Source organism: Nonomuraea sp. MTCD27, from assembly GCF_041950495.1.
Classification (GTDB): Bacteria; Actinomycetota; Actinomycetes; order Streptosporangiales; family Streptosporangiaceae; genus Nonomuraea.
In genome coordinates this window covers 70377-89171 of record NZ_JBGNUW010000005.1, presented here as the reverse complement: position 1 = coordinate 89171, position 18795 = coordinate 70377, and the positions used below count along the sequence as shown (strand labels likewise).

17 protein-coding genes are annotated in these 18795 nt (G+C 71.6%); 7 read left to right on the top strand and 10 right to left on the bottom strand.

The window, feature by feature from the left end:
- The first annotated feature begins 47 nt into the window (after positions 1-47).
- Positions 48-749, top strand: a complete 702-nt coding sequence (locus ACBJ59_RS16170) for a TetR family transcriptional regulator (RefSeq protein ID WP_375111039.1) — start codon at positions 48-50, stop codon at positions 747-749.
- 446 nt (positions 750-1195) lie between these two features.
- On the opposite strand, the gene ACBJ59_RS16165 is transcribed toward ACBJ59_RS16170, so the two are convergent.
- A complete protein-coding gene (locus ACBJ59_RS16165) occupies positions 1196-2059 on the bottom strand; it encodes a LysR family transcriptional regulator (RefSeq protein ID WP_375111038.1) in 864 nt (287 codons plus the stop codon).
- A 92-nt stretch (positions 2060-2151) separates the two neighbouring features.
- Between ACBJ59_RS16165 and ACBJ59_RS16160 the strand changes: the two genes are divergently transcribed.
- A complete protein-coding gene (locus ACBJ59_RS16160; protein ID WP_375111037.1) occupies positions 2152-2889 on the top strand; it encodes an SDR family oxidoreductase in 738 nt (245 codons plus the stop codon).
- Positions 2890-2970: 81 nt separating this feature from the next.
- Here the strand turns inward: ACBJ59_RS16160 and ACBJ59_RS16155 are convergent, their stop codons facing one another.
- From ACBJ59_RS16155 to ACBJ59_RS16130, 6 genes are read right to left on the bottom strand one after another with little or no spacing between them, the layout of a single operon-like run.
- A complete protein-coding gene (locus ACBJ59_RS16155) occupies positions 2971-3867 on the bottom strand; it encodes a hypothetical protein (RefSeq protein ID WP_375111036.1) in 897 nt (298 codons plus the stop codon).
- A gap of 39 nt (positions 3868-3906) precedes the next feature.
- On the bottom strand, positions 3907-5286 hold the full coding sequence (locus ACBJ59_RS16150; RefSeq protein WP_375111035.1) for an MmgE/PrpD family protein: 1380 nt from the start codon (positions 5284-5286) through the stop codon (positions 3907-3909).
- A complete protein-coding gene (locus ACBJ59_RS16145) occupies positions 5276-5611 on the bottom strand; it encodes a DUF4387 domain-containing protein (protein ID WP_375111034.1) in 336 nt (111 codons plus the stop codon). The genes ACBJ59_RS16150 and ACBJ59_RS16145 overlap by 11 nt, the downstream gene beginning before the upstream one ends.
- Positions 5604-6986 carry an acyclic terpene utilization AtuA family protein gene (locus tag ACBJ59_RS16140; RefSeq protein WP_375111033.1) on the bottom strand — a complete coding sequence of 461 codons (1383 nt, stop codon included), beginning with the start codon at positions 6984-6986 and terminating at the stop codon, positions 5604-5606. Before ACBJ59_RS16140 ends, ACBJ59_RS16145 begins: the two co-directional genes overlap by 8 nt.
- A gap of 19 nt (positions 6987-7005) precedes the next feature.
- Positions 7006-7956 carry a phosphoglycerate dehydrogenase gene (locus tag ACBJ59_RS16135; protein WP_375111032.1) on the bottom strand — a complete coding sequence of 317 codons (951 nt, stop codon included), beginning with the start codon at positions 7954-7956 and terminating at the stop codon, positions 7006-7008.
- Positions 7953-9233: an MFS transporter gene (locus ACBJ59_RS16130; protein ID WP_375111031.1), complete on the bottom strand. Its 1281-nt coding sequence runs from the start codon at positions 9231-9233 to the stop codon at positions 7953-7955. Before ACBJ59_RS16130 ends, ACBJ59_RS16135 begins: the two co-directional genes overlap by 4 nt.
- Positions 9234-9343: 110 nt before the next feature.
- Here ACBJ59_RS16130 and ACBJ59_RS16125 point away from each other — a divergent pair, with 110 nt between their 5' ends.
- The gene (locus ACBJ59_RS16125; RefSeq protein WP_375111030.1) at positions 9344-10087 is read left to right on the top strand and encodes a GntR family transcriptional regulator; all 744 of its coding nucleotides are present in this window, start codon (positions 9344-9346) and stop codon (positions 10085-10087) included.
- Between the two features lie 24 nt (positions 10088-10111).
- Here ACBJ59_RS16125 and ACBJ59_RS16120 read toward each other — a convergent pair whose 3' ends face one another.
- From ACBJ59_RS16120 to ACBJ59_RS16110, 3 genes are read right to left on the bottom strand one after another with little or no spacing between them, the layout of a single operon-like run.
- Positions 10112-12178, bottom strand: coding sequence for a hydantoinase/oxoprolinase family protein (locus tag ACBJ59_RS16120; protein WP_375111029.1), 2067 nt, complete (start codon positions 12176-12178; stop codon positions 10112-10114).
- Positions 12175-13830 carry a hydantoinase B/oxoprolinase family protein gene (locus ACBJ59_RS16115; protein WP_375111028.1) on the bottom strand — a complete coding sequence of 552 codons (1656 nt, stop codon included), beginning with the start codon at positions 13828-13830 and terminating at the stop codon, positions 12175-12177. The genes ACBJ59_RS16120 and ACBJ59_RS16115 overlap by 4 nt, the downstream gene beginning before the upstream one ends.
- Positions 13827-14951, bottom strand: a complete 1125-nt coding sequence (locus ACBJ59_RS16110) for a tartrate dehydrogenase (RefSeq protein WP_375111026.1) — start codon at positions 14949-14951, stop codon at positions 13827-13829. Before ACBJ59_RS16110 ends, ACBJ59_RS16115 begins: the two co-directional genes overlap by 4 nt.
- Positions 14952-15112: 161 nt before the next feature.
- Here ACBJ59_RS16110 and ACBJ59_RS16105 point away from each other — a divergent pair, with 161 nt between their 5' ends.
- The 4 genes from ACBJ59_RS16105 to ACBJ59_RS16090 all read left to right on the top strand — a co-directional run bounded on the left by ACBJ59_RS16105 (position 15113) and on the right by ACBJ59_RS16090 (position 18733).
- On the top strand, positions 15113-16012 hold the full coding sequence (locus ACBJ59_RS16105; protein ID WP_375111024.1) for a LysR family transcriptional regulator: 900 nt from the start codon (positions 15113-15115) through the stop codon (positions 16010-16012).
- Between the two features lie 115 nt (positions 16013-16127).
- Positions 16128-17111, top strand: coding sequence for an alpha/beta hydrolase (locus tag ACBJ59_RS16100; protein ID WP_375111023.1), 984 nt, complete (start codon positions 16128-16130; stop codon positions 17109-17111).
- 174 nt (positions 17112-17285) lie between these two features.
- Positions 17286-17843 carry a TetR/AcrR family transcriptional regulator gene (locus tag ACBJ59_RS16095; RefSeq protein WP_375111022.1) on the top strand — a complete coding sequence of 186 codons (558 nt, stop codon included), beginning with the start codon at positions 17286-17288 and terminating at the stop codon, positions 17841-17843.
- A complete protein-coding gene (locus tag ACBJ59_RS16090; RefSeq protein ID WP_375111020.1) occupies positions 17840-18733 on the top strand; it encodes an aldo/keto reductase in 894 nt (297 codons plus the stop codon). Before ACBJ59_RS16095 ends, ACBJ59_RS16090 begins: the two co-directional genes overlap by 4 nt.
- Positions 18734-18795 lie beyond the last annotated feature (62 nt).

Here is an 18795-nt window from a genome sequence, read left to right as displayed (position 1 = left end):
CCGGTAAGTACTCTAGCGAAGAAACTGACCGCAGGTAAGTGAGATCCATGACATCCGAGCGGATCCTGGAGGCGGCGCGTGCCCTGTTCGCCGCCCGCGGCTACCGCGCCACCTCCATGCAGGCCATCGCCGACGAGGTGGGCATCACCAAGGCCGCCCTCTACTACCACTTCGACTCCAAGGAGGAGATCCTCCGCCGGCTCACCCTGCCGCTGCTGGACGAACTGGAGGCGGTACTGGCCCGGGCCGAGTCGTGCGACAGCGTTGAGGAGGTGCGGTGGCGGGCGATCGAGGGCTATGTCGACGTGCACCTGCGCCACCGTCAGACGCTCACCATGCTGGTCAAGGACATGACGCTTCTTGTACAGGCGCCGATCGCCGACCGCTTCCGCACCGCGATCGCCCTGGCCAACGACCTGGTGGCCGGTCCGGGCGGCGGGCTCGAGCAGCGGGTGCGCGCCTGCCAGGTGGTCGCCGGGCTGGCCGATCCGGTGGTGCTGTTCCGGGACGAGCCGGCCGAACGGCTGCGCGGCCTGATCCTGGACGGCGCCAGGGCGCTGCTGAACGAACCGGCCGCGCCCCGCGCGCGTGGCCGCGCCCGGGGACGCAACGGCGGACGACGAGCCCTTCTGGCCGAAGAACAGATCGCCCAGGCACGCTCCCTGTACGCCGCGGGCCGCAGCGCCGAAGAGCTAGCCGCCCGTTTCGAGGTCTCCAGAGCGACCATCTATCGCCATCTCAAAAACTAATGTTAGTGAGATTTGATTCTGAGATGGCGCGCGCCGATCTCGGCCTTGGCCATGGCCACCCACGCCATCGAGATCGCGCCGGGTTCCGAGCCCGACCACGGGCGATGATCCTGACCACCCCCTCCGAGATCGCTAGAAGCGGGCCATGGAGACCGTCTCGCCGCGCGACCTCTGATTCACGAGTTCTGGCCCGCCCGGCCTCAACCGCCCGGCGCCCGCCGCGGCGTCTTCCACGCGGTGGTTCGCGGGTCAGGGCGTGCCGGGCGCGACCATGGCGGCGGTGAGGGGAGGGCTTGAACCCCTTGACGACCAGCCGGAGGCCGAGTGACCCCTCCCGCAGGAACATCGGAACGGCCGCCCGTGGCACGAGCCGGGTACAGCAGGCGAGCCGGACCACTAAGAGACCGCTCTTGGAGGTGCGTTCCAGTATGAACGGCAAGAGAGGGTCATAGCTGTGTGGCCGTGCGGATCAGTCCGGCGAGGGCGAGGGAGCGGCTGTGCGCGGGCCAGGCGATGTGGGTGACGACGGGGGGCGCGTCGGTCAAGGGGACGGCGGTGTGCTCGGCCCACAGCCAGGCGCGGGCGGAGTCGGGGAGGACGGCCACGGTGCGTCCGAGGGCGATCAGCTGGGCCAGTTGCGTCTGGTCGTGGACCTCGGGGCCCGGGCCGGGTGGGTAGGTGCCGTGGTGGGGCCAGCGGGCGAGCGGAAGGTCGGGGACGTCGCTGACGTCGGCCAGGGACAACGTCCTGCGCGCGGCGAGCGGGTGCCGGGCGGGCAGGATGGCGATCTGCCCCTCGGTCATCAGCTCCTCGCTGTCGAACCCGGCGAGGGAGTTGTACGGCGCGTGCATGAGCGCCACGTCGGCGCGGCCGTCGCGCAGCAGCTCTTCCTGCTCACAGATGCCGCACGGCAGCACCTCGATCTCGGCGGCGTCGGGCTCGGCCGCGTAGGCGTCGAGGATCTTCCGCAGCAGCTCGTGAGACCCGGCGGCCTTCACCGCCAGGACCAGGCGATGGCGGGGGCTGCCCGAACGGTCAGCGCCACCGGCGCGACGGGTGCGGCGAGCGGCAGCGGTGGTCGCGTCGAGGGCCGCGCGGCCCTCGTGCAGCAGCACCTCCCCGGCGCCGGTCAGGGAGACGCCGCGGCGGTTGCGTTCGAGCAGGGAGACGCCGAGGCGCCGCTCGAGCTGCTGGATCGCCCGGGACAGCGGCGGCTGGGCCATGCCGAGGCGCTCGGCGGCGCGGCCGAAGTGCAGCTCCTCGGCGACGGCCATGAAGTACCTCAGCTCGCGGGTCTCCAAGGTGTCCACGGCCACAGCATAGCCAGTGATACCTACCGGGTATGACAGGGCACCGGATCGGTGTTGGCTGCCCCGCTCGTCCGGCAGCGAACATCAACGGCATGAGCGAAACGAGGATCGCGCTGGTGACCGGCGCGAACAAGGGGATTGGCTACGCGATCGCGGCCGGGCTGGGCGCCCTCGGATACCGCGTGGGCGTGGGAGCCCGAGACGGGGCCCGGCTCGAGACCGCCGTCGAGAAGCTGCGCGCCGGCGGGGTGAACGCGTTCGGGGTGCCGCTGGACGTGACCGGCGACCGAAGCGTCACCGATGCCGCGGAACTGGTCGAACGGCAGGCCGGGCGCCTGGACGCCCTGGTCAACAACGCCGGCATCTCGGGAGAGGTGGGTCCGGGGTGGGTGCAGGACCCGACCACGCTCGACCTCGACGTGGTCCGCACGGTCGTGGAGACCAACGTCATCGGTGTCATCCGGGTGACCAACGCGATGCTGCCGCTGCTGCGGCGCTCGGCCTCGCCACGCATCGTCAACGTCTCCAGCAGCGTCGCGTCCCTGACCCGGCAGGCGGACCCGGACATCGAGATCGGCCCTGTCATGGCGGCCTACTCGCCGTCGAAGTCGTTCCTCAACGCCGTCACCGTGCAGTACGCCCGGCAGTTCGCCGATACCGGCATCCTGATCAACGCCGCCTGCCCGGGCCTGGTCGCGACCGACTTCACCGGCTTCCAAGGACCCCGCACGCCCGAACAGGGCGCAGCCACAGCGATCCGGCTCGCCACGCTGCCCGACGGCGGCCCGACCGGTTCGTTCTTCGAGGACGACGGCGTCATCCCCTGGTGACCCCGAACCTGCGGCGACACGATCAGCGAAACGTGAGCTCCGCCGTCAGCGCCGTCGCCTCGGCCGGGGGCGTCTTCGAGTTCACCGCTCGCGGTGGACCGGGGTGCGCTGTTGTGCCGGCGGCGCGTCGCGCCCGGGCGAACGGGCTTCCGACCGCATCCCGGAGTCGGCGTGGCCGGTGAGCAGGTCGTCGAAGAAGTCGATGATCGGCGGTTGCGTTCCCGCGGCATCGTGGCCCACCTTCGGCACCTCGACCTTCCGGACGGTGGTTCGGTGCCGTGCCAGGCTCCCGCCCAGGCGGTCGAGCTCCTCCGGCCGGCTGCGGCCGGGATGACCCATGGCGGCCAGGTCGGCCCGCCCGTCGTCGTCACCGCCGATGACCAGCAGCACCGGCACCCGGGCGACCGCGGCGGGGTCGACCGGGATCCCGAATCGCTCCCGGGTGTCGCCGATGCCGGCCGGCCAGGCGAGCGAGTGGTCGAGCAGGGTCACGCTGCCCGGCGCGCTCACCGCGACGGCGGCGAGCCGCTCCGGGTGGAGGTAGAGGAACCGGTGGGCGAACTGGCCACCGCCGGAGTGCCCGCACAGCATCACCGTGTCCACCCGCGCGTTCCACCGGACCCGGACCTGCTCCAGGACATCGAGCAGCACCAGGTCGAACCGGATGCCGTGGGCGTCGATGCTCTTGTAGTTGTGCACGTCGTCCGGATCGTCGATGCCGGCCGGGAACAGCGGTGCCACGACGATGACATCGTGCCGGTCGGCAAAGGGGATGAGTCCCTCCCGCAACGCGCCGACGTTGCGCCCGGTGCCGTGCACGGCCACCAGCACCGGCATCCGGGCATCGGGAGTCCAGGTCCTGGGGACGTAGGCGCAGTAGCCGCAGCGCGGTTCGGCCGGCGCGGCGAAGAACGGGGTACGGCCGGTCAGCAGCCGGCGGCCGGGGTGTGCGGCAGGCAGGTCCGCGAGACGGATCACGAGAGCTCCCCTTTCGGATCGAGGCGAGAGCAGGCGGGCTCATCCGCCATCGGGCTCGTCGTCGACGACCAGGGCCCGCATGAGGGTGGTGACGGTCGGCGCCAGGTCGACGTTCCAGATCTCGTCGAGCATCCGGCCGCACCGCGCTGCCGTCGTCAGCGGTTCCACCAGGGCCACGAACTTCTTCGCGAACTGCTCGTCGGTCATCGGGGTCCGGTGGCCACCGGGGGCGTCGTGGACCTCGCGGACGAGCTCTTCACCGGACCTGAGGCGGACGGTGACCCGATTGGGGATGCGGGTCGGCAGCATCGCCGTGAGAACCGGGTCCTCGCGAACCTCGACGCGGGCCATCAACGCCGCGACGGCGGGGTCGGCGAGCGCGTCCGGTTCGTACGAGGACGCCGTCAGCTCCCCGTCGACGAGCACGCGGGCCACCGTGTACGGGAGGCTGTGGTCGGCGGTCTCGCGCGTGGTGGGGCGCCACTTCTCCGGGTCCTTGCCCAGGATCGTCCAGCCGATGTGCGTGGTGTCGACGACGACGCGGTCGATCTCGGCGAGGTCGGCGATCTTCTCGCGCAGGTCGAGCGCCGCCCACACCGCGGTCTGCATCTCACCGTTGGTCGGCAGCAGTTTGGTGAGCGTCCGGGACACGGCGTACGTGCTGCCGGGGGTGCGGGGGAACTCCAGTGGCTCCAGCACGAAGGAGTCGCTCACCTGCCGCATGAACCCCATTTCGCCCTCGAAGATAGGTGCGGGGCCGGTGAACCCCTCCCTGGCCAGCCAGGCGGAGAAGACACCGTTCCGGGCGGCGTTCGGCGCGGAGGAACCCTTCCACGACGACAGTTCGCCTGCCCGGACCTGGCGCATCGCGATGTGCCCGTTCAGGGCGATGTTGACCGCCTGGGTGAGCTGCCGCGCCTCCAGGCCCATGAGCTTGCCCGCGGCGAGCGTGGCGGACACGAGCACGTAGTTCACGTGGTCCCAGCCGCGGCGGTAGAGGTTCGCGGCGTCCTGCAACCGGACCTGTACCTCGTAGGCGAGCGCGATGGCGGTGACGAGGTCCCGGCCGGAGCGCCCTTCGGCCTCGGCGACCGCCAGGCACGCCGCGATGTTGTCGCTGGGATGTCCCGGCTCGAGCCCGAGGTAGCCGTCGTTGAAGTCCAGGTGGCGCACCATCGTCCCGTTGACGAACGTGGCGACGTCCGCGGTGGCGGTGTTTCTCGTGCCCAGTACCGTCGACGGGCCCGGGGGAAGGGCGCGTGCTAGACGTCGCGCCGCCCGGCCGGGCTCGGCGTCGAACGCGCCGAGCCCGCAGCCGAGGGTGTCGACCAGGCGTTGCCGGACCGTGTGGACCGCGTGCTCGCTGAGGTCGTCGAACCGCAGCGCGGCCGCCCAGGTGCCGAGGTCGTCAGCGATCATGGTCGGCCGGCCGCCTGATCGGCATGCGCGCGAGAGGGACGTGGTGCTGGCCGGCGTGCATGTCGCGGTCCCGGAGCGATCCCTGGCTGATGGGACGCGGGAAGGAGATCTTCACGACGTTCAGCGACGGGATCCGGAACATCTGGACCGTGCTCTCCTCGACCCGGTAGAGCTCGGCGATCACGCGCTCGTTCAGGAAGGACTCGTCCGCGGCGATCCGGTAGCCGTCGGCGTCGCGCATGAAGAGCTCCATGGTGACCCAGAACGGGCCCGCGTTCTTGGACCGGACCTCGTGGGCGAGGTCCGCCAGGGTGGTCTCAGGCATCGGCGTCGTCTCCCGTCTCGATGCGGAACAGGCTCGTCGGGTCGGCGCAGTCGACGACATGGTTCAGCACGAACTCGTACGCCGCGCCGCGCTCGACCTCGGCCGGCGAGGACGCGAACGCCAGGCTCGGCAGGTAGTCCATCGCCGGCGTCGGCAGGTGCAGCATCAGCGGGTTGGCGACCTTGGCGATCGCCGTGGCCGTCGCCTGGTCGGGCGCGTTGACCAGCAGCATCACGCCCACCTCCCGCGGCGGCCCGGTCTCGGGCTCGAGGTCGCCCAGCACCGCGTTGTGGCCGTAGAGGCGCAGGTCGAAGGCGTACTCGTGGTCCGCCAGCTCCAGCGTCTGGCCCACCCGCCGCTTGATCATCGTGCGCATCAGGTCCGCCCAGGCGTCGATGTCGGCGAGGATGAGGGGGTCCCGGATCGCGGTGAACGACATGGTCTCGTAGCCGGTGATCCGGGCGCCCTCCAGCTTGATCGTGTACTGGTCGGCGACGTGGAACCGCGACCCCTCGACGCGGACGATCCGGTCGTCGACCGCGGTGTAGCGCGCGTCCCGGACGTCGAGGGTGCCGTCGGGCTCCCGCATCTCGAACGGGTTCGCGGTCTCGTAGAGCATGTGGGCGGCCACCGAGATCGGCGTGCACGACACCGCGGGGTCGAGCGGTTCGATGGTGAAGCCGTCGGCGTCGATGGTGGCGAGGACGCCGCCCGCGCGCGGGTTGCCGGTGCACTGACCGCCGCACTCGACGATCTTGGCGGCGTGCCACGTCGGCCCGGCGGGCAGCCCCTTCATGAGCGGGTAGGCGGCGGCCACCGCCGTGTCGGTGGCACGGCCGGCGAGCACGACCTGGGCACCGGCCCGGAGTGCCTCGACGATCGGTTCGTGGCCCATCGCGCCGACGATGTGGGTGCAGCTCTCGAGGGTCTCGGCGCGCAGCTGTCCCAACGGGGGCAGCGGGTGGATCCGGCCCGCGTCGAGGTGCTCCTTCAACCGGGTCGCGTCCTGCTCGCTGTAGATCCGGGCGACCTTCAGGTCCAGGCCCTCCTGCGCCATCACCTCGGCCGCGATCCCGGCGACCCAGTCGACGCCGCTGTCGGTCCCGCTCGTACCGCAGGAGCCCACGATCACGGGTATGCCCGCTCCGGACGCGGCCGTCAGCAGGCTGCGCAGGTCGCGTGCCACCGCCTTGGCCGTCGTCTTGGGGGTCGCGGAGCCGAGGTAGTAGGGGCCGGAGTCCGTCGACCCGGCGTCGATGCTGATGACGTCGGCACCCAGGGCGATGCCGCGCTCGATCGTCGCGTGGTCCCAGCCCGCGCCGAGCATGCCGCTCGGCGACAGGACCCGGACCGGCTTGACGGGTTCGCTGTCCATGTCCCTCTTTCTCTCGGTGTCAGTTCACCGGGAACCGTGCTCGGCCTTCGAGCGCCGCCACGAGTTCCTCGGCCCCTCTGAGCCCCGCGGCGGCTCGTGCTTCGGCGGTCTGCCCGGCCATGTGGGAGTAGACGACGATGCCGTCGACGCCGCGCAACGGGCTGCCGGGCGGAAGCGGCTCCTCGCTCACGACGTCGAGCGCGGCGCCCGCGATCTGTCCCGCCCGTACGGCCGCGACGAGCGCGTCCTCGTCGACGATGGGACCACGCGCGGTGTTGACCAGCAGCGCGGTCGGCTTCATCCGCTTGAACGCCGACTCGCCGAGCAGGCCTCGGGTCCGCTCCGTGAGCGAGGTGTGCACCGAGACGTAGTCGGCGGTGGCCAGCAGCTCGGCCAGGTCGACGAATGCGACCGACGGATCGCTGCGCAGCCGGGCCGGCACGCCGGTGGAGCAGACCACGTTCATGCCGAAGGCGCGAGCCAGCGGCACCACCGCCCGCGCCGACGCGCCGTAGCCGATGAGCCCGAGGGTCGACCCGCGCAGTTCACGTCCGTCCTCGCGCGGCCAGGCCCCCCGGGCCACACCGTGTGCGGACTGCACGAGGCGTCGGGCGCCCGCGAGCAACAGACCCATGGTGTACTCGGCGACGGCGTTGGCGTTGATGCCGGGCAGGTTGCTCACGCTGATCCCCAGCCGGGCCGCGGCGGCCACGTCGACCGAGTCGTAGCCCACGCCTGTCCGCACGATGACCCTCAGCCTCGGCGCGCGGGCGAGGACGTCGGCCGTCAGCGGTTCGTTGGCCACCAGCGCGGCGTCGATCCCGGCGAGCGCCGCCACGAGCTGTTCGGGGTCGCGCCGGCCGACCATGGGCAGGTGCACGGTCTCCAGCCCGGAGAGTCTCAGGAACTCGTCGACCTCGTCGCCGGGGCGGAGGTAGTCCGTGGTGATCAGCACGCGGGTCGCCGTCACAGCACACGTCCGGAGGAGGAGCGTCGTTGCAGGGCGCTGACGCGCGCGACCGTCAGCACGGCGACGACCGCGATGATCGCGACGTGGACCAGCAGCAGGGACCAGCTCGTCAGGTCGACCATGCCGCCGACCACCGCCGGCCCGAGGAAGCCGCCGCCCACCCATCCGACGGTGTAGAGACCGGTATAGGTCCCGACCACTCCGTCGGACGGGGCGAGGTTCCACAGGACGACGACCGCGTTGACCAGGAACGAGGACGCGCCCGCCGCCGCGACGCACAGGCCGACCACCGCGCCGGTGGGCGTCTGCACCACGGTGCCGAGCACCAGGCCGGCCGCGAACACCGCCATCCCGGCCATCATCACGCGCAGCCGGCCGAAGCGCTCCGCGAGCATCGCCACCGGGTAGGCCGCCACGATGAAGGCCACCCCGCTGGGCAGGGTCAGCCCGCCCGCTTCGCCGCGGGACAGGTCCAGCACCTCCATGCCGTACGGCGTCATGAGGGCCCGGGAGGCGGCCCACGCACCGCCGAAGAGGAGGATGGCCACGATGAGCAGCAACCTGCTGCGGTTCGGATCCCGCACGATGTCGAGCACGACGTCCCGCACCCGCACCCGCACGTTCGCCGCCGCCGTACCCTGCCGCTCGCGGTCCTCCTCGAGTGCCGTCCGGTAGGCCGGGGACCGGCTGTCCCGCAGCTTCGCGGCGAGCAGGGCCACGGACGCCACCATCAGGACCGCGGGAATCGCGAACGACAATCTCGGGAAGTCGTCGATCAGGAAGATGCTGATCAGCGCCGCGACCATCACCGTGAGGCTCGACGCGATCTTGACCGCCGCGTTGGCCCGGCTCCGGCGCTGCGGCGGGATGAAGTCCGGGAGCAGGGACTCGGCGATGGGCTTGAACGAGTTCGCGACCAGCGCGTAGGCGAACATCACCAGGATCAGCAGGGGTAACGAGGCCGCGGCATGCGGGATGACGAGGAACAGCAGCGCCGCCAGCGGCATCCCGACGACGAGGTACGGGATACGTCTTCCCCACGAGGTGCGGGTGTTGTCCGACCGGTTGCCCATCCACGGCTGGATGAAGATGCCGAGCAGGTTGTCCATCCCCATGAGCAGGCCGATGAGCGCGGCACTGCCGATGTGCTCGCGGAGCAACGGCGGCACCTGCGAGTCGTAGAGGTTCCACGTCGACTCCTGCGCGAAGACCGCCAGGGAGACGAGGAAGGTGATGCGTCCCGCTCGCGTGGGCTGCCCGCTCATCGTCGTGGACATTGGACACCTTCCCTTCACTTCGCCGTTGTGGCGAGCACAACGCTACGGTTGCTATAGCAAGACGGTCAATAGTCTCAAGTTAGCTTTGCCATGGCAGTTAGACTGATCGCATGGCGGATGAGACGTTGAGGGGCCTGACGGCCGGCACCCTGGCCGACCGCGCGTACCGCGCCATCCGCGACGCGATCACGATCGGGGAGCTACGTCCCGGGCAGAAGGTCACCGAACGGGGGCTCGCCGAGCGGTTGTCGGTCAGCCCGACGCCGGTGCGCGAGGCCATCCGGCGCCTGGAGCAGGACGGCCTGCTCGAACGGACGGGGCCGAGGACGGTGCAGGTGGCCACGTTCGGCGACGTCGCCATCCAGGACCTCGCCGAGGTCGAGGTGGCCCTGCGCGGGATGGTGGCCCGCTTCGCCGCCCGGCACGCGTCCCCGGAGCAGCTGGACCAGCTCGACGCCATCCTCGACGAGGCCGACGACCTGCTGATCCTCATCAAGCAGCGGCAGAAGGCCGGGCAGGAGCTGTCGCGGCACCTCGGCCGGCTGCTCGACGCCATGCAGCGCTTCAACGAGGTCGTCGAGTCCTGCGCCGGCAACCCGGTCCTCGTGCGGCTGCTCGACCAGACCCGGGTGTTCTCGTGGCCGGAGCGCCGGGCCAGGCTGATCGAACGGATCAGCCACGACGCCGAGTTCGGCCTGCACCGCTACACGAGCCATCGGGCGCTCGTCCGGGCGTTGCGGGCGCGTGACTCGGCGGCGGCCGAGGCGCTCGTGATCGAGGACGCCCGTGGCGGGCTCGGGGACCTGCTCGCCGCGCCCACGACACCCGCGGCGGCCTCCGCCGCCCGGTTCTGAAGGACCATGCCCGGCCGCTCGAGGTCAGCGCGCGAGGTCGACGAGGAGCGTCAGATCGCGGTCGACCCGGATGCGGCACTCCGGTCCGAAACAGCACGAGGACTCGCGCTCCTCGAAGACCGCCGGTCCCGTGATCTCCATTCCCGGTCGCAGGCGGTACCGGTCCCAGACCGTCGCCCGGAGCCGGCCGTGCCCGGGGAGCCACACCTCGCGTACCCCGCGCCGGGGGTCGCCGGCCACGGGCGCGCATCCCATGGGGATGTCGTGGCCGGGCAGCTGTGCCGAAAGCCGCCAGTTGACGACTTCCGCGGGTCCGTCGAGGGAGCGACCGAACGTCGCGCGGTAGGTCTCTTCGAAGGCCCGGTGGAGGCGTTCGACGTCGGTGCGGGCGACGTCCGTCCCGGGGAGCCCGATCTCGATCTCGAACCCCTGCCCCACGTACCGCATGTCGACTGACCGCCGGATCCGCACCAGATCGGGACGGTCCGGTCGCAGCACCGCGGTGGCGTGCGCGGCCATCTCGTCATAGACGGCGGCGACGCGGTCCCACTCGACGCCGGCGAGGGCCGAGGGCAGGCTGCGCGCCTGGTCCACGGTGGGTGCGGCGACGAGGAACCCGTAGGCGGACATGACGCCGGCGCGCATCGGGACGATGACCCGTGACATCTTCAGCTGCTTGGCCAGACCGTACGCGTGCACCGGGCCGGCCCCGCCGAACGCGACGAGGGCGAAGTCGGCGGGGTCCCTGCCGTGCTCGGACAGGTGCATCCGGGCGGCGGCCGCCATGCTCGCGGTGGCCACCTCGACGATGCCCGACGCGGCGCCGACCCGGTCGAGGCCGAGTGGCCCCGCCACCTCCCGGTCCACCGCCTTGTGGACCTCGGCGGTCCGCAGCACCATCTCCCCGCCGAGGAAGGCGGCCGGATCGAGATAGCCGAGCACGAGATCCGCGTCCGTGACGGTCGGATGGTCCCCGCCCCTGCCGTAGGCGACGGGCCCCGGCACGGACCCGGCGCTGCGCGGGCCGACCTTGAGCAACCCCAGCGGGTCCGGCGCCGCGATCGAGCCGCCACCCGAGCCGATCTCGATCATGTCGACGACGGTCAGCCTGAACGGCAGGCCCGAGCCCGGCTTGAACTTGTCGACGCGGCCCGCCTCGAAGTCGTGCTTGCGGCGAGGCTCACCGCCGCCGACGATCGCGATCTTGGCCGTGGTGCCGCCCATGTCGAACGAGACGACATCCGGCTCACCCAGCCGGCGTGCCACGGCGGCAGCGGCGATCGCACCCGCGGCCGGACCGGACTCGAGCAGGCGGAAGGGGAACGCCTTCGCCTCCTCCAAGGAGGTGACCCCGCCTCCGGACAGCATGACGTGCAGCGGCGCGCCAATGCCCATCGCGAGCAGGTCGCCACGCAGCGCGTCGAGGTAGCGCACCACCAGGGGCTGCACGTAGGCGTTGAGGCATGCGGTGCTCGCCCGTTCGTACTCGCCGATCACGGGAGCGACCGCGCTGGAGACGGTGACCGGCAGCGCCGGGTGTTCCCTCGCGAGCAGCTCCTGCACCCGCCGTTCGTGCTTGTCGTCGCGGTAGGAGTGCAGCAGGGCCACCGCCACCGCTTCGACGCCTCGATCGAGGAGCTCCCGCACCTGCGCGAGCACCTCGGCCTCGTCCAGCGGCTCCAGTTCGGTGCCGTCGGCGGCGATGCGCCCCCGCACCCCGCGGCAGAGGTGCCGCGGGACCAGCGGATCGGCCGGGCGGGCGAGGAGGTCGGTGGTGTCGAACCGGATCTCCCGGGCCATCTCCAGGGTGTCGCGGAAACCCCTGGTGGTGAGCAGTCCCACGACGGCGCCGGTGCGCTCGAGCAGCGTGTTGGTCACCAGGGTCGTGCCGTGCACCACCCCGGCGACGTCACCGGCCGGCGTGGCGGTCTCCGCCAGCAGACGCGCGATGCCCGCGGTGATCGCCTCGTTGGGGGCGTGCGGCGTGGAGGGCAGTTTGCCGGGCCATGTCAGGTTGCGTGCCGGATCGTGCAGCAGCAGGTCGGTGAACGTGCCACCGACGTCCACCCCGATCCGGACCGTACGACTCATCGATGAGACTCCTCACCCGTCTGTTCCCGTCCCACCGCAGGTGGACGGACATAGCCACCCAGCTCGTCGGCCACGGCCAGGTGCGGCTCCCGCTCCTCCGGCGCACCGAACCCTCCGCCGCCGGGGAACGAGATGACCACCGAGGAACCCGGGGCCAGCTGGGAGATCGACTTCAGGGACAGGCGTTCGCCGGTGTCCAGCACCGCGTACGCCGTCGCCCCCGGCTCCCCTCCGGCGAGCCCGAGGGCCGGGTGCCGCTCGCGATCCCCCAGCAGCACCATCTGCACCGGACGACGGGTCGGGTTGTGCACCTCGATGTCCTGCCCCAGCCCGCCGCGGCGCCGCCCGCGACCGCCCGAGTCAGCCCGGAGCTCCTTGCGCACGAACCGCAGGGGAGAGGCGACCTCGATCGCCTCGACGCTCCCGCTCCCGGAGTTGGTCGGGAACGCGGTGGTCGAAAGCCCGTCCTTGTCCCTGGAGGCCCCCATGCCGGCGTTGGCGAACAGCATCTGCGAGAAGGGGCGACCGTCGTCGTCGACACCGGCGAATCGGACGCGGAGCGCGGGCGCCCCGCCGCTGTCGGCGATGACCCGGTCGGGCAGCACCGGCGCGAGCGCCTGGTAGATCGCGCACGAGAGCAGGTGCCCGGTCAGGTGGCGCGCCACGACCGGCGCGGGAAACGTGGGATTGACGATCGTGCCCGCCGGAGCGGTCACGGTGATCGCCTGGTAAGAGCCCCAGTTCGTCCGCGTGGCCGGATCGAGCAGGATCTTCAGCGGATACATCGAGTACGCGCGCGTGTAGTTCAGCGTGGAGTTGGTCGAGTACGGCACCTGGGCCGAGCTCCCGGCGTAGTCGATCCCGATCCGGTCCCCGCTCACCGTGACCGCGCACTCGATGTGCGTCGGGTGCCCCTCGACACCGTCGGCGTCGACGCCCGCCCGGTACACGCCGTCCGGCAGGTCGCGGATCGCCGCCCGCAGCGCGGCATCGGCCAGCGCGTGCACCTCGGCGGCGAACCGCTCGAAGTCCGGCTCGCCGAAGTCGTCGAGGAACTCCCGCGCCCGCCGCCGGCACACCGCGTGCGCGGCGGCCTGCGCCTCCAGGTCCCCCCACAGCTGGTCGGCGAGGCGGACGTTGGCCAGCAGGAGGTCCTTGACCCCCTGCTCCACCCCGCCGGCCCGGAACAGCCGCAACGGCGGGATCAGGATGCCCTCCGAGATCAGCTCGGTGGCTCCCATGGACGGCGTGCCGCCGATGTCGGGGGAATGCGCCGCGGTCCCGGCGAAGCCGACGAGCGCGCCTCTGTGGAAGATCGGGGTGATCATGGCGATGTCGGGCAGGTGCCCCGTCGCGATCCATGGGTCGTTGGTGATGACGCAGTCGCCGTCTCGCCATTCCCGGGCCGGGAACCTGTCCAGCACCACGGCGCAGAGGGAGCTCATCAGGGCCGCGAAACCGGGGATGCCGGCGCGCGACTCCGCCATGGTGCGTCCCTGGCGGTCCATCAGGACGACGGTGTAGTCGTTGGACTCGCGGATGATGGTCGAGAAGGCCGTGCGCAGCATTGTCGAGGCGGCCTCGTCGGTCGCGGCGGCGAGCCGGTCCCACCGCACTTCCAGGCCGATCGGGTCGGAGAAGGATGGTGTCATGACGTCGTGGTCGCCTTCGGCCGCGAACCGCGTCGCCCGGCTGCCCCGGTCGCGATCTCGGCGGCGATCGCCGTGCCGAGACCCGCGGTCGTCCCGGAGCCGCCGAGGTCGGGAGTGAGCACCTCCGGCCGCTCGTCGAGCACGGTCTCGATCGCGGCCACGATCCGCGCCGCCGCGGCGGGCTCTTCCAGGTGGTCGAGCATCATGGCGCCGCTCCAGATCTGACCGACCGGGTTGGCGATCCCGCGTCCGGCGATGTCGGGAGCCGAGCCGTGCACCGGCTCGAACAGGCTGGGCCAGGTGCGGTCCGGGTTGATGTTGGCGCTCGGGGCGATCCCGATCGTCCCCGCGCACGCCGGCCCGAGGTCGGAGAGGATGTCGCCGAAGAGATTGCTGGCGACGACGACGTCGTACTGCTCGGGGCGCAGGACGAACTTGGCCGCGAGGATGTCGATGTGGTCCTTGTCCGCGACCACGTCCGGGTACCGCTCCGCCATCGCGGCCGCGCGCTCGTCCCAGTACGGCATCGTGATGGAGATGCCGTTGCTCTTGGTCGCCCACGTCAGGTGCCTGCGTGGCCGCGAGCCGGCCAGCTCGAACGCGTACCGCAGCACCCGGTCCACCCCGGTTCGGGTCATCACGGTCTCCTGCACGACCGTCTCGCGGTCGGTGCCCTCGAAGATCCGGCCCCCGATGTCGGAGTACTCGCCCTCGGTGTTCTCGCGGACGACCAGGAAGTCGATGTCGCCCGGCTCGTGGTCGCGCAGCGGGCTGCGCACCCCGCGCAGCAGCCGTACCGGACGCAGGTTGACGTACTGGTCGAACTCGCGGCGGAACTTCAGCAGGCTGCCCCACAGCGACACGTGGTCGGGCACGACCTCGGGCCACCCGACCGCGCCGAAGAAGATCGCGTCGAAGCCGCCGAGCACCTCCCGCCAGTCCGGTGGCAGCATCTCGCCGTGCCGCACCCAGTAGTCGGCGCAGGCGAACCCGAACTCGACGGTTTCCAGCTCGAATCCATGGGCCTCCGCGGCGGCCCGCAGGCACCGCAGCCCTTCCGGGACGACCTCACCTCCGATGCCGTCGCCCGGGATGACCGCGATGCGGTGACGGTGGGACACAGGCGCTCCTCCGGCCTCGTCGACAGTGCGCGCACCCGGTCCGGCCGGCGGGTGCGCCTCCACCTTCGTCGGCGGGAAACGCCGCAACAAGAACGCCTGGAGCAACCTATCCTTTCGCTCATGGAAAGACGCCGGCGCCAATCCCGCCGCGGTACGACGCGATGACCACCTCGATGGACGACCTCCACTTCTTCCAGGTGGTCGCCTCCAGCGAAACGCTCACGGCGGCCGCCCGCGAGCTGGACTGCTCCCTGCCTGTCGTCAGCAAGCGCCTCAGCGCCCTGGAACGCCGGCTCGACGTACGTCTGGTGCACCGCGGCCCGCGCCGGCTCGCGCTGACCCCCGAGGGGGAGGTCTACGCCGCGCGCCTGGAGACGATCCTCGACCAGGTCCGCGAACTCGAGGACCTGGTCACGCATCGCTCCGGCGACCTGCGGGGCTCCGTCGTGGTCCAGGCGACCCTGGGCCTCGGACGCGCGCACGTGGCGCCGCTGCTCGGCGAGTTCACCGCCCGGCACCCCCGGCTGAGCATCCAGCTGCGCACGACGGCGCTGCCCCTGCGGCCGCACCGCCGCGAGTTCGACCTGGCCGTCCACGTCGGCACGCCCCCGGACTCCTCCCTGCGGATGCGCCGGCTGGCGGCGAACCGCCGCGTTCCCTGCGCCGCACCCTCCTACCTGGAACGGAGCGGAAGGCCCGAACGCGTGGAGGACCTGGCCGACCACGACTGCATCGTGCTCCGCGAGAACGAGGGCGACTTCGCCCTGTGGCGCTTCGGCGACGCCGGGAACCCGCGCCAGATACGCGTGCACGGCCGCCTGTCCAGCAACGACGGGGACATCGTGACCGACTGGGCGCTGCAGGGCCGCGGGGTGATCATGCGGTCGGAGTGGCAGATCCGGTCTCACCTCGAGAGCGGGGCCCTGGTGCGCGTGCTGCCCGGGGTGCCGACGCCGCCTGCCGACATCTACGCGCTCCTGTCCGACGACGTCCACGTGCCCCGACGGATCAGCGAGCTGGTCGACCATCTGGCCGCACGCCTGCCTGACCGGATCGCCTGACCGGATCGCCGGACGGGATCGCCGGCTCCGGTGGGACGGCGCTTTCCCGTGGAGAAAGGTCGCTTTGCCGTCGACGGCGTTGTCCAACCGCCACCCGATTCCTAGGTTGCCTACCGTGGACATCACCGAGCGCATCGATCCCCAGGTCCGCGCGCGCCTCGATCAGTACCTGCGGCTGGTCGGTCCCCAAGGTCTGAGCGGTGTCAGCGACATTCCCGAGCGACGCAGGCGGCAGGCCGAGTTGTCCGCCCTGCGAGCCGCCCCTGCCGTGCCCGACGACATCGAGGTGTACGACCTGCCGATCACTCATGGTGTGGCGGTGCCCGTGCTGGTGCGCGTGTACCGACCGCACGCGAGCACCCGGCAGTCGCCCTGCGTCTACTACGTTCACGGTGGCGGCATGGTGGCGGGCAGCGTCGACGGCGATCAGGCGAAGGCCGTCGGGCTGGCCCGGGCGACCGGCCTCGTCGTCGTCTCGGTCGAGTACCGGCTGGCACCGGAGAACCCGTACCCCGCGGCGCTGGACGACTGCTACGCCGGACTCGTGGCGGTCGCGGACCGGCACCGCGAGCTCGGGATCGACCCCGGCCGGATCGGTCTCTACGGGACGAGCGCGGGCGGCGGGCTGGCCGCGGCGGTGGCGTTGCTGTCCCGCGACCGCGGCAGCCCGGCCATCGCCCACCAGATGCTGGTGTCCCCCATGCTGGACGACCTGTCGTCGACCCCTTCGGCCACGGCCAACACCGGCTTCGGCGCGTGGAGTCGTGAGGCCAACATCCAGGCCTGGCGGGCGCTGCTCGGCGAGGACTTCGGCACAGACCGGGTGCCGCCGTACGCCGCGCCGGCGCGCGCCGGCGATCTCTCCGGCCTGCCGCCGGCGTACGTCGACGTCGGCGACCTCGACCTGTTGCGCGACGAGGCGATCGATTACGCACGCCGGCTGTCCTGGGCCGGCGTGCCCGTCGAACTGCACGTCTATCCAGGCGGCATCCACGGCGGTGAAACCCTCGCGCCCGACGCCGGGCTGAGCGTTCGAGTCCGCGGCTACCGGCACGATGCCCTCCGCCGAGCGCTCTGCGGCGAAGAGCCACCCCGATGACGCCGGTCCGGTAGGCGCTCCAGCTCGTGCGGCGCTCGGTCAGCCGGCGCGCCGAGGTTCCATCCCGGACAGGTCGCCACGACCTGGCCTGTTCGGGGCGCTCCACACAAAAAGAACGAGCATTCTTTTAGTGTGCTCCGCAAGCAGAACCGTCATTCTCTTTGTGGAGGTGTGGTGCCGCGGCTCACCGACGCGCGCAAGGAACTCCGGCGTGCCCAGATCGCCGAGGCCGCCGTACGCTGCTTCGGTCGTAACGGCCTGAAGCGGACCTCGATCGCCGACATCACCGCCGAGTCCGGCCTCTCGGCCGGCTCGATCTACGCGCACTACCGCGACAAGGCCGACCTGGTCCGGGCCGCCGCCCGCGAGGTGCTCGCCAAGCGCGCCGACGTCCTCGGCGAGTACGCCGCGGGCGACGCCCCGCCCGGCCCTGACGAGCTGCTCTCCCGCCTGATCGCCGCGGTCGACCCCGCCGAGGCCCGGGTCGGCGTGCAGACCTGGGCTGAGGCGACCACCGACCCGGACGTCCGCGACATCGTCGTCGACATGACCGAGCGGATGCGCGCGATGCTGCACGACTGCGTCACGGCCTGGCTCGTCAAGGTCGAGCGCCACGAGCCGGCCGCGGCCCGGGAGCGCGCCGCCCCGATCGCCCACCGGCTCATGGCGCTCTACCAGGCCGAACTGCTGTACATCGCCTTGCGATCATCGACCGAGGAGACAGCGTCATGACCACCGCGACCGCGTCGTTCGCCGACCGCTCCGTTCACCGGATCGGGTACGGCGCGCTGCAGCTCGAGCGCCTGCACGATCGCCGCGAGGAGGCCGTCGCGCTGCTGCGCCGCGCGGTCGAGCTGGGCGTCGACCACGTGGACACCGCCGAGTTCTATGGTTTCGGTTTCGCCAACGACGTGATCCGCGAGGCACTGCGTCCCGAGGACGACGTCCTGGTCGTCACGAAGGTCGGCGCTGACCCCGACCCCGGCGGGCGCGCGCCGCTGCGTCCGGCACAGCGGCCCGAGCAGCTGCGCGCCAGTGTCGAGGACAACCTGCGCAGCCTCGGCGTCGACCGCCTCGCGGTCGTCAACCTCCGCCGCCTGGACACCGGCCCGGGGCTGCGTCCCGAGGGCGACCAGGTCGTCGACCTCGACGACCAGCTCGCGATGATGATCGCCCTGCGTGACGAGGGCAAGATCGGCGCGATCGGCCTGAGCAGCGTCACCCTCGACGGCCTGCGCCGCGCCCTGCCGGCCGGCATCGTCTGCGTGCAGAACGCGTACAGTCTCGTCTCCCGCGACGACGAGGAGCTGCTGCGGCTGTGCGCGGCCGAGGGCATCGCCTGGGTGCCGTTCTTCCCGCTCGGCGGGGCCTTCCCGGGCCTGCCCAAGGCGGGCGACGAGCCGGCGGTGCACGCCGTGGCCAGGGCCCTGGGCGTCACGCCCTCCCAGGTCGGCCTCGCCTGGCTGCTGCACCACGCCCCGAACGTACTGCTCATCCCCGGCACCGCCGACCCCGCCCACCTGGAGGCCAACATGGCGGTCAGCGAGATCGCCTTCGACGCCGCGACCCTCGCCACCCTCGATGCCATCGAGTCCCGCTCCAACGAGGTCCCTCTCGGCTGACCGGAACCAACGCGACCCGGCCCACCACACACCCTGACGGAACGCCGGGCCGTGCCGGGAGG

Coding starts and splice junctions, on each gene's coding strand:
- ACBJ59_RS16170 (WP_375111039.1), top strand. CDS start 48: ATGACATCCGAGCGGATCCTGGAGGCGGCGCGTGCCCTGTTCGCCGCC.
- ACBJ59_RS16160 (WP_375111037.1), top strand. CDS start 2,152: ATGAGCGAAACGAGGATCGCGCTGGTGACCGGCGCGAACAAGGGGATT.
- ACBJ59_RS16150 (WP_375111035.1), bottom strand. CDS start 5,286: ATGATCGCTGACGACCTCGGCACCTGGGCGGCCGCGCTGCGGTTCGAC.
- ACBJ59_RS16145 (WP_375111034.1), bottom strand. CDS start 5,611: ATGCCTGAGACCACCCTGGCGGACCTCGCCCACGAGGTCCGGTCCAAG.
- ACBJ59_RS16140 (WP_375111033.1), bottom strand. CDS start 6,986: ATGGACAGCGAACCCGTCAAGCCGGTCCGGGTCCTGTCGCCGAGCGGC.
- ACBJ59_RS16130 (WP_375111031.1), bottom strand. CDS start 9,233: ATGTCCACGACGATGAGCGGGCAGCCCACGCGAGCGGGACGCATCACC.
- ACBJ59_RS16125 (WP_375111030.1), top strand. CDS start 9,344: ATGGCGGATGAGACGTTGAGGGGCCTGACGGCCGGCACCCTGGCCGAC.
- ACBJ59_RS16120 (WP_375111029.1), bottom strand. CDS start 12,178: ATGAGTCGTACGGTCCGGATCGGGGTGGACGTCGGTGGCACGTTCACC.
- ACBJ59_RS16115 (WP_375111028.1), bottom strand. CDS start 13,830: ATGACACCATCCTTCTCCGACCCGATCGGCCTGGAAGTGCGGTGGGAC.
- ACBJ59_RS16105 (WP_375111024.1), top strand. CDS start 15,113: ATGACCACCTCGATGGACGACCTCCACTTCTTCCAGGTGGTCGCCTCC.
- ACBJ59_RS16090 (WP_375111020.1), top strand. CDS start 17,840: ATGACCACCGCGACCGCGTCGTTCGCCGACCGCTCCGTTCACCGGATC.